The organism is Mycobacterium sp. SM3041, from assembly GCF_039668335.1.
Classification (GTDB): domain Bacteria; phylum Actinomycetota; class Actinomycetes; order Mycobacteriales; family Mycobacteriaceae; genus Mycobacterium.
Map to the genome: position 1 here is coordinate 138,862 of NZ_JAYXBQ010000037.1, position 12,647 is coordinate 151,508.

At 67.6% G+C, this 12,647-nt stretch carries 17 protein-coding genes; 9 read left to right on the top strand and 8 right to left on the bottom strand.

Annotated elements, in window-relative coordinates; all coding sequences use genetic code 11:
* The first annotated feature begins 79 nt into the window (after nucleotides 1–79).
* Complete coding sequence (locus VXD91_RS09865; protein ID WP_346415278.1) at nucleotides 80–550, top strand: SRPBCC family protein; 471 nt, start codon at nucleotides 80–82, stop codon at nucleotides 548–550.
* A gap of 22 nt (nucleotides 551–572) precedes the next feature.
* Here the strand turns inward: VXD91_RS09865 and VXD91_RS09870 are convergent, their stop codons facing one another.
* On the bottom strand, nucleotides 573–1,139 hold the full coding sequence (locus VXD91_RS09870; RefSeq protein WP_346415279.1) for a TetR/AcrR family transcriptional regulator: 567 nt from the start codon (nucleotides 1,137–1,139) through the stop codon (nucleotides 573–575).
* Between the two features lie 139 nt (nucleotides 1,140–1,278).
* Between VXD91_RS09870 and VXD91_RS09875 the strand changes: the two genes are divergently transcribed.
* Complete coding sequence (locus tag VXD91_RS09875) at nucleotides 1,279–2,235, top strand: oxygenase MpaB family protein (protein ID WP_346415280.1); 957 nt, start codon at nucleotides 1,279–1,281, stop codon at nucleotides 2,233–2,235.
* Between the two features lie 18 nt (nucleotides 2,236–2,253).
* On the opposite strand, the gene VXD91_RS09880 is transcribed toward VXD91_RS09875, so the two are convergent.
* From VXD91_RS09880 to VXD91_RS09890, 3 genes are all read right to left on the bottom strand, one after another.
* Nucleotides 2,254–3,075: a class I SAM-dependent methyltransferase gene (locus VXD91_RS09880; RefSeq protein WP_346415281.1), complete on the bottom strand. Its 822-nt coding sequence runs from the start codon at nucleotides 3,073–3,075 to the stop codon at nucleotides 2,254–2,256.
* A gap of 63 nt (nucleotides 3,076–3,138) precedes the next feature.
* The gene (locus tag VXD91_RS09885; RefSeq protein WP_346415282.1) at nucleotides 3,139–4,158 is read right to left on the bottom strand and encodes an NAD-dependent epimerase/dehydratase family protein; all 1,020 of its coding nucleotides are present in this window, start codon (nucleotides 4,156–4,158) and stop codon (nucleotides 3,139–3,141) included.
* The gene (locus tag VXD91_RS09890) at nucleotides 4,155–4,667 is read right to left on the bottom strand and encodes a nuclear transport factor 2 family protein (protein WP_346415283.1); all 513 of its coding nucleotides are present in this window, start codon (nucleotides 4,665–4,667) and stop codon (nucleotides 4,155–4,157) included. The genes VXD91_RS09885 and VXD91_RS09890 overlap by 4 nt, the downstream gene beginning before the upstream one ends.
* Nucleotides 4,668–4,759: 92 nt before the next feature.
* Here VXD91_RS09890 and msrA point away from each other — a divergent pair, with 92 nt between their 5' ends.
* Nucleotides 4,760–5,263 carry a peptide-methionine (S)-S-oxide reductase MsrA gene (gene msrA / locus VXD91_RS09895; protein ID WP_346415284.1) on the top strand — a complete coding sequence of 168 codons (504 nt, stop codon included), beginning with the start codon at nucleotides 4,760–4,762 and terminating at the stop codon, nucleotides 5,261–5,263.
* 48 nt (nucleotides 5,264–5,311) lie between these two features.
* On the opposite strand, the gene VXD91_RS09900 is transcribed toward msrA, so the two are convergent.
* Both VXD91_RS09900 and VXD91_RS09905 read right to left on the bottom strand, forming a co-directional pair.
* A complete protein-coding gene (locus tag VXD91_RS09900; protein WP_346415285.1) occupies nucleotides 5,312–6,127 on the bottom strand; it encodes an alpha/beta fold hydrolase in 816 nt (271 codons plus the stop codon).
* 9 nt (nucleotides 6,128–6,136) lie between these two features.
* Nucleotides 6,137–7,435: a cytochrome P450 gene (locus VXD91_RS09905; protein ID WP_346415342.1), complete on the bottom strand. Its 1,299-nt coding sequence runs from the start codon at nucleotides 7,433–7,435 to the stop codon at nucleotides 6,137–6,139.
* Nucleotides 7,436–7,583: 148 nt separating this feature from the next.
* Between VXD91_RS09905 and VXD91_RS09910 the strand changes: the two genes are divergently transcribed.
* The gene (locus VXD91_RS09910) at nucleotides 7,584–8,198 is read left to right on the top strand and encodes a TetR/AcrR family transcriptional regulator (protein WP_346415286.1); all 615 of its coding nucleotides are present in this window, start codon (nucleotides 7,584–7,586) and stop codon (nucleotides 8,196–8,198) included.
* Here VXD91_RS09910 and VXD91_RS09915 read toward each other — a convergent pair.
* Complete coding sequence (locus VXD91_RS09915) at nucleotides 8,175–8,744, bottom strand: TetR family transcriptional regulator (protein WP_346415287.1); 570 nt, start codon at nucleotides 8,742–8,744, stop codon at nucleotides 8,175–8,177. The genes VXD91_RS09910 and VXD91_RS09915 overlap by 24 nt on opposite strands.
* 55 nt (nucleotides 8,745–8,799) lie before the next feature.
* On the opposite strand from VXD91_RS09915, the gene VXD91_RS09920 reads away from it, so the two are divergent.
* The gene (locus VXD91_RS09920; protein ID WP_346415288.1) at nucleotides 8,800–9,348 is read left to right on the top strand and encodes a nicotinamidase; all 549 of its coding nucleotides are present in this window, start codon (nucleotides 8,800–8,802) and stop codon (nucleotides 9,346–9,348) included.
* Here the strand turns inward: VXD91_RS09920 and VXD91_RS09925 are convergent.
* Nucleotides 9,345–10,145, bottom strand: coding sequence for an enoyl-CoA hydratase-related protein (locus VXD91_RS09925; protein ID WP_346415289.1), 801 nt, complete (start codon nucleotides 10,143–10,145; stop codon nucleotides 9,345–9,347). The genes VXD91_RS09920 and VXD91_RS09925 overlap by 4 nt on opposite strands.
* A 55-nt stretch (nucleotides 10,146–10,200) precedes the next feature.
* On the opposite strand from VXD91_RS09925, the gene VXD91_RS09930 reads away from it, so the two are divergent.
* From VXD91_RS09930 to VXD91_RS09945, 4 genes are all read left to right on the top strand, one after another.
* Nucleotides 10,201–10,659 carry a MarR family transcriptional regulator gene (locus VXD91_RS09930; RefSeq protein WP_346415290.1) on the top strand — a complete coding sequence of 153 codons (459 nt, stop codon included), beginning with the start codon at nucleotides 10,201–10,203 and terminating at the stop codon, nucleotides 10,657–10,659.
* Nucleotides 10,656–11,465, top strand: coding sequence for an ATP-binding cassette domain-containing protein (locus VXD91_RS09935; protein ID WP_346415291.1), 810 nt, complete (start codon nucleotides 10,656–10,658; stop codon nucleotides 11,463–11,465). Before VXD91_RS09930 ends, VXD91_RS09935 begins: the two co-directional genes overlap by 4 nt.
* 58 nt (nucleotides 11,466–11,523) lie before the next feature.
* Nucleotides 11,524–12,264 (top strand): ABC transporter permease, encoded by a 741-nt coding sequence (locus VXD91_RS09940; protein ID WP_346415343.1) that lies wholly within the window; start codon nucleotides 11,524–11,526, stop codon nucleotides 12,262–12,264.
* Between the two features lie 66 nt (nucleotides 12,265–12,330).
* Nucleotides 12,331–12,624: an SDR family NAD(P)-dependent oxidoreductase gene (locus VXD91_RS09945; protein WP_346415292.1), complete on the top strand. Its 294-nt coding sequence runs from the start codon at nucleotides 12,331–12,333 to the stop codon at nucleotides 12,622–12,624.
* Nucleotides 12,625–12,647: the final 23 nt, after the last annotated feature.

Here is a 12,647-nt window from a genome sequence, read left to right on the forward strand (position 1 = left end):
GCAAAGGTCGGGCATTCTTGTTGAGCCGCCGACAATTACCGCTTGCCCAACCCCGGGCGGCCTGTCTACGATCAGCCCCATGACCGCACAGGGACCCGCCTCCGTCACCGCTGCCATCGAGATCGCTGCCAGCCCGTCGGCTGTCTACGCGTTGCTGACCGATCTGCCCACCTTGGCCTCGCTCGCCGAGGAGGCTCACACCATGGAGTGGCAGAAGGGTTCGTCGGCGGTACCGGGTTCGGTGTTCAAGGGACACAACCGCAACGGCTCGAAGACGTGGACCACCAGCTGCACCGTCACCGAGGCCGAGCCGGGTCGGACGTTCGGCTTCGCCGTGAAGTCCTCGATCGTGCCCATCGCGCACTGGCGCTACGACATCACCGAGACGGCGAACGGCTGCCGCGTCGCCGAGTCGACCTGGGACAACCGGCCGGGTCTGCTGAAGCTGTTCGCCGCCTCGCTCACCGGCGTCGCCGACCGTGATGCGGCCAACGCCGAGAACATCCGGTTGACGCTCGAGCGGCTGAAGGCCCGCGCCGAAGCCGCGTAGGACTTAACGGGACGCCGGGCGCCTAGCCGGGTCCGCCCACCAGCAAGCCGGCCGAGGCGAACTTCAAACCGCAGCGGAGCTCGTCGAGTTGGATCGGGTCGTCGCTTTCGATGTAGCGCGTCGTGGTGGCCACGGCCATGTTGAAGAACAGCCACGCCAACGCTCGCGGGCTCAGCTCGTGGCGGTACTGGTCCCGGTAGTGCGCCATGTGCAGGGTGGTCATCGCCAGCAGCGTCGCGTTCAGGCCTGAGGCGTTCTCCAGCGTGCGGGCATAGTCCGGCCGGTCAGCCACGTAACGGATCAACTTCCGGTTGGCGATCGTGAAATCGATCAGGATGTCGATCGACGCCTGCATGGCGTGCTGCGGCTGCTCCAGGGTGACCGAGCGGAGCATGTCCTCTATCCGCGGCGCCTGCTCCGCGGCGAGCTGCTCGATCGCGGCATGGATGAGCTCTTCCTTGTTGGCGAAGTACTGGTAGATGGAGCCCTTGCTGACGCCGGCCCGCGCCGCGATGGCGTTGGTGGTGATCTGCTCGGGGTCCGTCTTCTTCAACATCTTCACCGCCGTCGCAATGATTTTTGCGACCATCTCACGAGAACGCTCCTGCTTCGGTAGCTTCCGCTGATCTGACGTGCGGGTTTCCATATCAGTCCTTGAATCCGAATGCGACTTGAATGCGACCTTTGGGTCAGATTACCGTCGCATCACGCTCAAGGAGGTGCGCTGAATGACCGCCACATCGGATGTCTCAGTCCCGGCCGTCGAAGAATCGAACGACATCGAACTCGTTCCGCTCGACTCGCTCACCGGCGAGCACACCGGCCGGTGGACGTTCCTGATCGTTGACGGCGCGGCGTTCATGATGCAGGCGATGCACCCTGTCATCGCCGAGATCACCGGCCGCTATTCGGCTGCGTTCCACGGGGATCCGGGCGGGCGGGCAATCCGCAGCGTGGACTCGGTGCTGCGCTGGACCTACGGAGGTACCGAGGCGCTCGCCGAAGGCGACCGGGTACGCGCCCTGCACCAGCCGATCACCATGAAGAGCGCCGGGACCGGAAGACAGATCAGCGCGCTCAATCCCGAGGCCTATCAGTGGGTGATCGCCACCGGCTACATCGTCAACGCCGAAGGCGGGGGCAAGCTGCTGATCGGACGCGACTTCACCGACGCCGAGAAGGATGAGCTACTGCGCGACAACCGCCGGCTCGCCCGCCTGCTGCACGTGCCGATGACCGGCTATCCGACGACGCGCGCCGAGATGGCCGACTACTACGAGGCCATGATCGACAAGCTGCAAGGCACACCGCAGGCGTTGCAATTGATCGAGGAGATGCAGACGGGCGACGTCGCACTCCCATCGTCCGTGCCGAAGCTGTTGCACCCGTTGGTTCGGCGCGCGCTCCGCCCCGCGCTGCGGTTCAACTACCTGTCGGTGGTGGGGCTGCTCGAACCGCGGCTGCGGGCGAAGCTCGGAGTCACCTGGAGCGACGCCGAGGAGCGTCAACTTCAGCGCATCTATGCCGTGATCCGTGCGGCCTACCGCGTCCTACCTGATCGGCTCACGTACTTTCCGCTGGCCTACCACGCGCGGAAACACCAAGAGTGCCTTGACAAGATGAAGCAGCGGCAGCAGAAGTCGTTCGCCTACAACTTGCCCGAGTGTCCGCCTGCCGCACGCTGAGATCACGAGGCCGCCCGGTCAGCCCCACGAATACCGGTGGTACTGCGACATATGACGCATGCCGGGGACCGCGCGCATGACGGCCGCCATCGCTCGCAGCCCCGTGGGCAGCCGGTCGTAGCCGTCGGGGCCCAGGGCGGACTCCCACGACAGCAGCCGTAGTCCCGGCACCGCCGACAGGACGTCGTCCGGGCCATCCATGGCCCACTTCAATGTCGCGCCCGAACGGCGCACCACGGAGTTCGTCCACTGCAGTTTCACACCCAGCCGGCTGAAACCATCGAATTGCAGTTCCCCGCTTGGGAAATGCGTCACGATGCGACGGAACAGGGCCTGCCCGTCGGCCTCGCTGAGATACATGGTGAGACCTTCTGCGATCATCAGCACCGGGCGGTCGGCCGGGATGTCGGCAAGCCACGCCGGGTCCGTCACCGATGCGGACACGATGTGGCAGTGCTCGCGGGGCGGGTAGAGCTGACGCCGCAGATCGGCGACCTCCGGGTAGTCGATGTCGTACCAGTCGACGCCGGGCCCGGGGTCCAGCCGGTAGTACCGGCTGTCCAGGCCGCAACCCAGGTGCAGCACAACGGCTTCCGGATGCACGGCCAGGAACTGCCGGGCCGTCTTGTCGAAATAGGCCGACCGCAGCGTGATACCCGGTGACCTGGCGGCCGTGACCGTGGTCTGCGACCAGTCGTAGTCGATGCGCGCGACGACATCCCGGGCATAGGTGTCGTGCAGGACCGGGTTCGGCAGGTCGGCGTCGAGCGCCTTGCCGTACAGCGTGGCAAGCATCGTCTGCGGTGCCCCGGTCAGGTCCACCTGCAATCTGTCCGTCATGTTTTCGACGCTAGCCGTGACCGCCACTGCAGCGCCACGACTTAACGCCGTACGGCGCGTTGTTCAGCCCGCGGACTTCTGGGCCTGGCGAGCCTTTCGCAGCCCCACCCAGAACCGCGCCGCTTCTCGCACCGCGTCCTCGACCGGCCTTGGCTCCCAACCTAATTCGGCCCTGGCCTTGCTGCAGTCGACGGGTGCCTCGGCGCGCATCAGCCGCAGCGACGCCAGCGACATGTGCTCGTCGGTGCCTTTGATCCGGCCTTTGACGGTGCCCATCGTGGCGAGCGCATAGGTCACCGGCAGCGGCAGCGACCTGGCCGGCGCCGGCACCCCGGCCTCGGCCGCGGCGATCCGCGCCACCGCGGCATTGCTGATCATCTTGTCGGAGATCAGATATCGCTCACCGGGCCGGCCCTTGCCGGCCGCCAGGATCAACGCGCGGGCGGCGTCGTTGACGTCGACCGCCTCCAGTTCGATGCCGCTCATCACGAACGGCAGCTTCCCGAACGCGGCACCGGCGATGATGGCGCCGTGCGGCGTCCGGCCCCAGTCGGTTCCGCCGTACGTGGTGGACACGCACATCGCGACCGCGGGCAACCCCCGCTCGCGGGCGTATTCGAGCACCAGTTTCTCGGCCTGCACGCGCGACCGCACGTACGGCGGCAGGGTGCGCTCGTCGGCGATGTCGTCCTCGGTGGACACGAAGCCGCGCTTGCGCCCCACCGTGGCGTAGCTGCTGGTGAAAACGAATTTCTTGAGACGCGAGGCGATTTCGGGCTCCACCGCGATGTCCAGCACATTGCGGGTGCCCTCGACGTTGGTACGGAACAATGGCGACGGATCCCGGAGCCAGCCGCGGGTGTCGACCACGCAGTAGTAGACGACGTCGGCGCCGGTCATCGCGGCGCGCAGGGTGTCGTTGTCCCAGATGTCGCCCTCGTAGCGGGTCACGTCGAGGTCGTCGATGCCGATGGTGTTGGCGCCGGCCCGCACCATGACCCGCACGTCTTCCCCGTCCGCCACCAGCTGCCGGGTGACGTGCGAGCCGAGGTAGCCGTTGGCCCCGATGACGAGGGCGGTCACCGACGTCCCCTGCCACCGACCTTGCGCATCCACTCCTCGGCGACCTCGGGCAGCGTGCCCAGCGCTTCGGCCTTCTTGCACCACGCCATGGTGGCCTCGAGGAATTTCATGGGGTTGTAGATGTCTTCCTGCTTGCTCCACAGGCCGTCGCCCGCGTACGTCATGATCGAGATGTTGGTGGCGCCGATGATGGTGCCGTCCCCCGGGTCACGCATGGGGTTGTCGAGTTCGCAGATGACGCGGCCGGTCGCTTCGTCGTACACCTTCCACAGCGACGGGAACGACGTCATGTAGCTGCCCGGGAAGTTCTCCATGGTGTTCCAGATCCAGGGCCGCACTTCCTCGCGCCCGTGCATGGTGCCCATGGCGTGCTCGATGTACAGCACGTCCTCGGTGTAGTGGTCGGTCCACGGATCCCAGTCGCGCGTCTGGGCGGCGCGGTCAACGGTCTGCTCGAAGACGTCGAATGCCGCGATGAGTTCCTCGCGACTGAAGGTGTTGCCCGTCACAGGAAAACTAGAACACGTTCTAGCTGCGTTTGTCGAGCACTTGCGCAGTCGCCGGGACTTCGGTTCTCTGGAGTCAAAGCGAGGAGGCGTACATGACCGACACTGCGACCGCGATCCTGGCGGGCGGCTGCTTCTGGGGGATGCAGGACCTGATCCGCAAGCAACCGGGCGTGCTGACCACGCGGGTCGGCTACACCGGTGGGTCCAACGAGCACCCGACCTACCGCAATCACCCCGGCCACGCCGAGGCCGTCGAGATCATCTACGACCCCAGCCAGACCGACTTCCGGGCGCTCCTGGAGTTCTTCTTCCAGATCCACGACCCGTCGACCGTCAACCGGCAGGGCAATGACGTCGGCACCAGCTACCGCTCGGCCATCTTCTACACCGACGACGAGCAGAAGCGCATCGCCGAAGACACCATCGCCGACGTCGACGCCTCGGGTCTGTGGCCCGGCAAGGTGGTCACCGAGGTGACGCCCGCCGTGCCGTTCTGGGAGGCCGAGCCCGAGCACCAGGACTATCTGGAGCGCATCCCCAACGGCTACACGTGCCACTTCCCGCGGCCGGGCTGGAAACTGCCCAAACGAGCGTGATTTGTGCACGATTTTCCGCGCCAGCCGCGGAAAATCGTGCACAAATCGCTAAGTCCCGGCGCGCTCGGCGATCAGCCGGGCGACCAGTTCGGGATGCTGATCCGGCAGCCAGTGGTTGGCGCCCTCGACGATCTCGAACTTGTACGGCGCATGGACGAACTGCTCGGTGAGCAGAGCGCCCTTGCGGCCGAGCGCGATGTCGCCGTCGCTCCAGATGTAGGTGGTGGGCCGGACCACCGGCGTGAACGCCGACTTCGGGTTGACGAACGGCATGGCGCGGTACCAGTTGAGCGCGGGAGTCAGCGCCCCGCTGTCGAACACCTCGGCCTGGGTGACGGCCAGCGCATCGGCGGTCATGCCGCTGCGCGGCATCGCCAGCTGCGCGAATCGTTCACCGAGCCAAGGCAGCTGGAAGATCAGCATGTAGTACGAGTGCAGCGCCTGCGTCCCGACGGCCATCGCCTTCAGGAAGGCACCGGTGTGGGGCACCGACACCGCGGTCAGGGTGCGCACCAACTCGGGTTTCGTCGCCGTCAGCGCCCAGGCGATCGCGGCGCCCCAGTCGTGCCCGACCACGTGCACCGGCCCGCCGACCAGGTCGATCAGCGCGGCGACGTCATCGGTCAGCTTGGGAATCGTGTACTGGCGCCGGCCCTTCGGTCGGGCACCGGGTGAATAGCCGCGCTGGTTGGGCACCAAGGTGCGAAAACCATTGGCGTGCAACAGCTCCGACACGGCGGCCCAGGACTCGGCGGTCTGCGGGAAGCCGTGCAACAACACCACGACGTCGCCGTCGATGGGGCCGGAGTCGACCACATCGAAGGTCAGTCCGTCATTGCGGTACTGCGTAATCCGTTCGGTCACAGCACGAACCTACAGCGGGGTGACGCGCCTGCGTAAGGTCACGCGACCGCCATCTTTCGGCGTGTAGGCCACGCCGCGGGAGAAGACCTTCTCGCCCGGCGCGCTGGTGACCTGAATGGCGAAGTGCCGCAACACCGTCCGTAGCACGACGTCCATCTCGACCTGGGCGAACACCGCCCCGACGCAGCGCCGGGTACCGCCGCCGAACGGCAGGAAGGCCAGCGGGGGCCGGCGCCCGAGGAACCGCGTGGGGTCGAACCGCTCCGGATCCGCGAATTCCTTTGCGTCCTCGTGCATGTGGTCGATGGCGACGATGACCGAGAAGCCCCGCGGGATGACCCATTCCCCGAGCTGGAAGGTCGGCGCGTACACATGCCGGCCGGCGAAGTCGATGATGGTGCGGATGCGCTGCACCTCCAGGATGGTCGCCAGGCGGTACTCGTCGGTCTCACCGGCTGCCACCTCGTCTTCCAGGCGCCGCAGCACCTCGGGGTGCCGGGAGATCCGCTCGAACACCCACGCCATGGTGGCCGCGGTGGTTTCGTGGCCGGCCGCCAGCAGCGTCAGCAGTTCGTCGGCGATGTCGCTGCGGGACATCGCCGTTCCGTCCTCGTAGGTGCTGCGCAGCAGCAATGCCAGGACGTCGTCACGGCTCTCGAGCTGAGGGTCGGCGGCGACCGCGTCGATCAGCCGGCCGACCACCTCGTCGTACCGTCGCCGGTATTCGGCGAGCCGGCCCCACGGTGTGAAGCGGCCGTAGGTGCGCGGCGGCATGGGCAGTACCGCCAGCCGCGATCCCAGGGTGACCCACGGCGGGATGATGCGCCGCAGTTCGTCGAGGTGGTGACCGTCTGCGCCGAACACCGCGCGCAGGATGGCGTTGAGGGTGATGTGCATCATCGGCTCGAGCGTGGGGAACGACTTCCCCTCCGGCCAGGACGCCGCCGCGCGCAGCGTCTCCTCCTCGAAGATGCGCTCGTAGTTCTTGATGCTCTTGCCGTGGAACGGCGGGGTCAGCAGCTTACGGCGCAGCCGGTGCTCGGAACCGTCGAGCGCGAACACCGATCCGCTGCCGAGGACGCGCGACAGGTTCGGCTGGATGTTGCCGACATCGGCGGGGTTGGCCGCGAACAGCTGTTTGGCCAGCTGCGGGTCGGTCACCATGACCGCACGGCCGAAAACCGGTGCGTCACAGGTGAATACCGGGCCCAGTCGCGGCACCATCCGGTTGACGAACTTCCGCCGGTTGGTCGCGAACGCCACCCCTTGGAGAAACTTGGGCACTCCGGTCGCCGGTGGCAGGTGGATCGCCGGCGCACGCTCGGTGAGTTCAGCGGTGACGGTTTTCGGTCATGGCACGCTCCAAGCCACTGATTACGCGGTACCACGGTGTACCGCGTCGTTATCCGGTACGGTACCGGCTGGTACCAGAGGTGACAAGGGTTTTGGGAGAGCGATGGCAGACGGCGAGGTCAACGCGGCGCAGCCGTTCCGCGGGCGGCTGCTCGACGGGCTGGCCACCTCGCTGGAGACCCGGGGCTACCGCGACACCACCGTCGCCGACATCGTCCGGAACGCCAAGACCTCGAAGCGCACGTTCTACGACCAGTTCGCGAGCAAGGAAGAGTGCTTCGTCGAGCTGCTGCGCGCCAACAACGAGGACCTCATCGCCCGGATCCGCGCCGCGATCGATCCCGACGGCGACTGGGAGCAGCAGGTGCGCAACGCGGTCGACGCGTACGTCGCGCACATCGCTTCCTGGCCCGCGATCACCCTGAGCTGGATCCGGGAGGCCCCGGCGCTCGGTGACGCCGCGCTCCCGCTCAATCGCCTGGCCATGGAGCATCTGACCGACATGGTCGTCGATCTCACGAGCGGTTCGGGATTCGAGCGCGCCGGCATCGCCCCGATCAGCCGGCCGGTGGCCCTGATCCTGCTGGGCGGCCTCCGTGAACTCACGGCACTGCTCGTCGAGGACGGCCGCGACGTCGCGGAGCTCACCGAGCCGGCAGTCACCGCCGCGCTGGCGATGCTGGGTACCCGATCGTCAGCGCAGCATCAGCCGGGCTGACTTCTCCAGCCGCTCGGCAATCTCGTCGTACGACGTGAACCCCATGCCGGCCCGGACCAGCGCGCCCGAATACAGCATCTCCAGCGACTCGATGACGTCGTTGTCCACGTCCGGGCCGAGTGCCGCGGCCAATCGCGACCGGATGTCCCCGGCGATGCGCTGCCGCAGCACTTCGACATCCGGGTCGCGGCCCAGCAGCGCGTTGGTCACGGCCCCGGCGAACTCCGGCTCGTCGATCACCAACAGCGCGATGTGCCGCAGCACCTCGGTCACCCGAGTGGCAGGATCGTCGGAGTCGTGCGCCGCGGGCGGTGACGACGCCAGCCGGCGCCAGAACACCTCGGCGACCAGGTGTTCCTTCGACGAGAAGTAGGTATAGGCCGTCGCGGCGCCGACACCGGCGTCGGCCGCGACCCGGCGGACCGTCAGCCCCGCGAAGCCTTCGCGGCGCAACAGGTCGAGCGCGGCACGGCTCAGCCGGTCGACCGTATCGGCCTGTTTGGCCGTCAACCGGCGCCGGGTGGGCTCAAGCGCCTGTTCAGACACGTGTCCGGACGCTACGGCAACCAGCGAAGCGCAGCAAGCGGTCTACCGTGGACACATGCGGGCGTTGATCGTCGTCGACGTGCAGAACGACTTCTGCGAAGGGGGATCCCTTGCGGTCTCCGGCGGTGGCGAAGTGGCTCGCGCGATCACCGGCCTGCTGGCCCGCCGCGAGTACGACCATGTCGTCGCCACGGCCGACCACCACATCGACCCGGGTGCGCATTTCTCCGACCAACCCGACTTCCTGACCTCATGGCCGCCGCACTGCGTCGCGGGCACACCGGGCGCGCAGTTCCATCCCGAGCTCGACGTGTCCACGGTCGAGGCGGTGTTCCGCAAAGGACCGTATTCCGCCGCATACAGCGGGTTCGAAGGCGAGGACGACGCCGGCACTGCGCTGGCGGACTGGCTGCGCGCCCGCGGGGTCGACGAGGTCGACGTGGTCGGCATCGCCACCGACTACTGCGTCAAGGCGACGGCAGCCGACGCCGCCGAAGCCGGGTTCCGCACCCGCGTCCTGCTCGACTACACGGCCGGGGTGTCGGCCGACGGCACCGCGAATGCCGTTGCCGCCCTGCGAGATTCCGGCGTCACGGTGGTCTAGACAGTCGGGTCCACCGGACGGCCCGTCCACCGCGGCAGGCGCCCGGCCTGCAGCGCCCGCACCCCCTCCTTGGCGTCGTCATGCGCCATCACCGCGCGGTGAATCTCGGTCTCCCGCTGCCCCACCTCGTCGCGCGACAGCTCGAAGGACTCCCAGAGCAGCCGCTTGCTGGCCGCCACCGACATCGGCGCGGTGTTGTCCGCGATGTCATGGGCCACCGCCAGCGCGGCGGGCAGCACCTCGTCAGCGGGCAGCACCCGGCCGGCGATGCCGAGTTCCGCCGCTCGGTGGCCGTCGAAAGTTGTTCCGGTCAAGAGGATTTCCGCGGCCCGGGCGATGCCGACCAGCCGGGGCAACGCCCAGTGCGAGTAGGCGTCCCCCACCACGCCGCGGCGCACCTGCACGACGCCGTAACGCGCGTCGGCGGCGAAGATCCGGATATCGCACTGCAGCGCCAAGGTGAGGCCCAGCCCGATCGCATGTCCGTTGACCGCCGCGATCACCGGCTTGCTCAACGACCACGCCGGGACCGGGATGCCCGCCGCACTGAACTCGGGGCCGGGCGCGGCGAACGTCTGGTCGCCCGCGGCCAGGTCGGCCCCGGCGCAGAACGCCGGCGGCGCGCCGGTCAGCACGATGGCCCGCACGTCGTCGGCCGCGTTGCAGCGGCTGTACGCGTCGGCGAGTTCCTCACGCATGCCGTCACCAAAAGCGTTGCGCCGCTCCGGCCGGTTCAGCGTCAGCGTCACCACACCACCGTCGAACGCGGTCAGCAGTGTGCGGTATTCAGGGAACACCGCCCGAGTAAACCACGGTTCTGCAATACCTCTGCAACAGAGCTATTATGAGGACGTGCCCGCCGACACCGCCCTCAGCTCCGACCTCACCACCGGCCTGTTCCACACCGTCGGCAGGTTTCGCCGGCAACTGCGCCGGACCGCCGGCGGGAGCTTCGCGGGCGTAACCCAATCGCAAGCCGAACTGCTCAGACTCGTCGGCCGGCAGCCCGGCATCTCGGTTCGGGAAGCCGCACAGGAACTGGGCCTGGCCGCCAACACCGCGTCGACCCTGGTCTCCAAGCTGGCTGCGGACAACCTCCTCGTCCGCAGCGTCGACCCCGACGACCGCCGCATCGGCCGGCTCCGGCTGACCGAACCGGCCCAGCAGCTGGCGGACGAGACCAGGGCGGCCCGGCGGGCCGCCCTCGATGCCGTACTGAACCAGCTCAGCGGCGAGCAAATCCATGATCTGACAAAGGGTTTGGCAGTCCTTTCCGAGATGACCCGAATGCTCCAGGAGGGCCGATCATGAGTACCCTCGCCATCGAATGCGACCACGTCACGCACCGCTACGGCGATTTCACCGCGGTCGATGACCTCAGCCTCACCGTCGACGTGGGCGAAACCATGGGGCTGCTCGGCCCCAACGGCGCCGGCAAGACCACCCTGGTACGGCTGCTCACCACTCTGACGCCGGTGCAGCACGGGCAGATCCGCATCTTCGGGCTCGACGCCGGGCGCCGCACCATGGACATCCGCCAGAACCTTGGCTATGTGCCGCAACAACTCTCGATCGAGTCCGCCCTCACCGGACGGCAGAACGTCGACCTGTTCGCGCGCCTGTACGACGTGCCGCGCCGCGAACGCCGGGACAGGGTCGACGATGCGCTACGCGCCATGCAGCTGCTCGATGTCGCCGACCGGCCCGCGAAGACGTTCTCGGGCGGCATGGTCCGGCGACTCGAGCTGGCCCAAGCCCTCGTGAACCGGCCGTCGCTGTTGATCCTCGACGAACCCACCGTCGGCCTGGATCCCATTGCGCGCGACAGCGTCTGGGCCCAGGTGGCGAATATGCAGCAAGAGTTCGGCATGACGGTCCTGCTCACCACGCACTACATGGAGGAAGCCGACGCGTTGTGCGACCGGGTTGCCCTGATGCACCACGGCGTTCTGCAGGCCGTCGGGTCGCCCACCGATCTGAAGGCGACGCTCGGCCCGGCCCGCACCCTCGAGGACGTTTTCCGGCACTACGCCGGCTCCGACCTGTCGGAGGACGACGACCGTCAGACCCTCAAGGACGTCCGCGCCGGAAGGAGGACTGCCCGTCGTGTCAGTTGACGTCGAACTCGTCGCCGCACCCCGCGGCGCCAGGCGCATCGGTGGGCTCGCCCGCCGCATGGGCGCCTTCGCCCTGGTCGAATTGCAGAAGCTGCGTCACGACCGCACCGAGTTGGTCACCCGCACGGTTCAGCCGGCGCTGTGGCTGCTGATCTTCGGCCAGACGTTCTCGCGGTTGCACGTCATCAACACCGGCAGCGTGCCTTATCTGTCGTTCCTGGCGCCGGGGATCATCGCCCAGTCGGCATTGTTCATCTCGATCTTCTACGGCATCCAGATCGTCTGGGACCGCGACGCCGGCATCCTTGCCAAGCTGATGGTGACGCCATCGCCGGCGTCGGCACTGATCACCGGCAAGGCGTTCGCGGCGGGAGTCCGCTCGATCGCCCAGGTGATCGGGGTTCTGGTGATCGCCCTGCTGCTGGGCATCCATCTCAGCTTCAACCCGCTGCGCATCCTGGCGGCCATGGCGGTGGTGATGCTCGGATCAGCGTTCTTCTCTTGTCTTTCAATGACTTTGGCGGGTCTGGTCCGCAACCGCGACCGGCTCATGGGCATCGGCCAGGCCATCACCATGCCGCTGTTCTTCGCCTCCAACGCGCTGTATCCGGTGGACATCATGCCAGGCTGGCTGCACGCGCTGTCCACCGTGAACCCGCTGTCCTACGAGGTGAACGCGATGCGCTCACTGCTGCTGGGCACCCCGGGCAACACCCTGCTCGATATCGCGGTTCTCGCGGTCGCGGCAGTGCTCGGCATCGCCGCCGCGTCGGGACTGCTGCGGCGGCTGGTCCGCTGACGAACGCTGTTCGGCTACCTAATCGGCTCTCATCTCACGCCTAGGCCGCGGGCGTTGACTCGTTTCATGAAGCACAGCATCGTCGCCGTCGTTCTGGACGCCGGCACTGACGCCGGACTGGCCACCGCACACAGCCTGCTGGCCGACGGACACCGCGTGGTGGTGACGGCGCGGCAGGCCCGCCCCCTGGTCCGCATCACCCACGGCTACGCCGCCGACCGGGTCTACGCGCTGGCGGCCGACACTCACGATCGCAGCCAGCTCGACCAGGTGCTGGCCCTGACCCGCGCCCGGTTCGGCCGCGTCGACATGATCGTCGACCCCCAGCTGTATCGCTCGGTCCTGCCTGCTTCCGCCTGAATTGCTGTTAGGTTCGAGCCAAT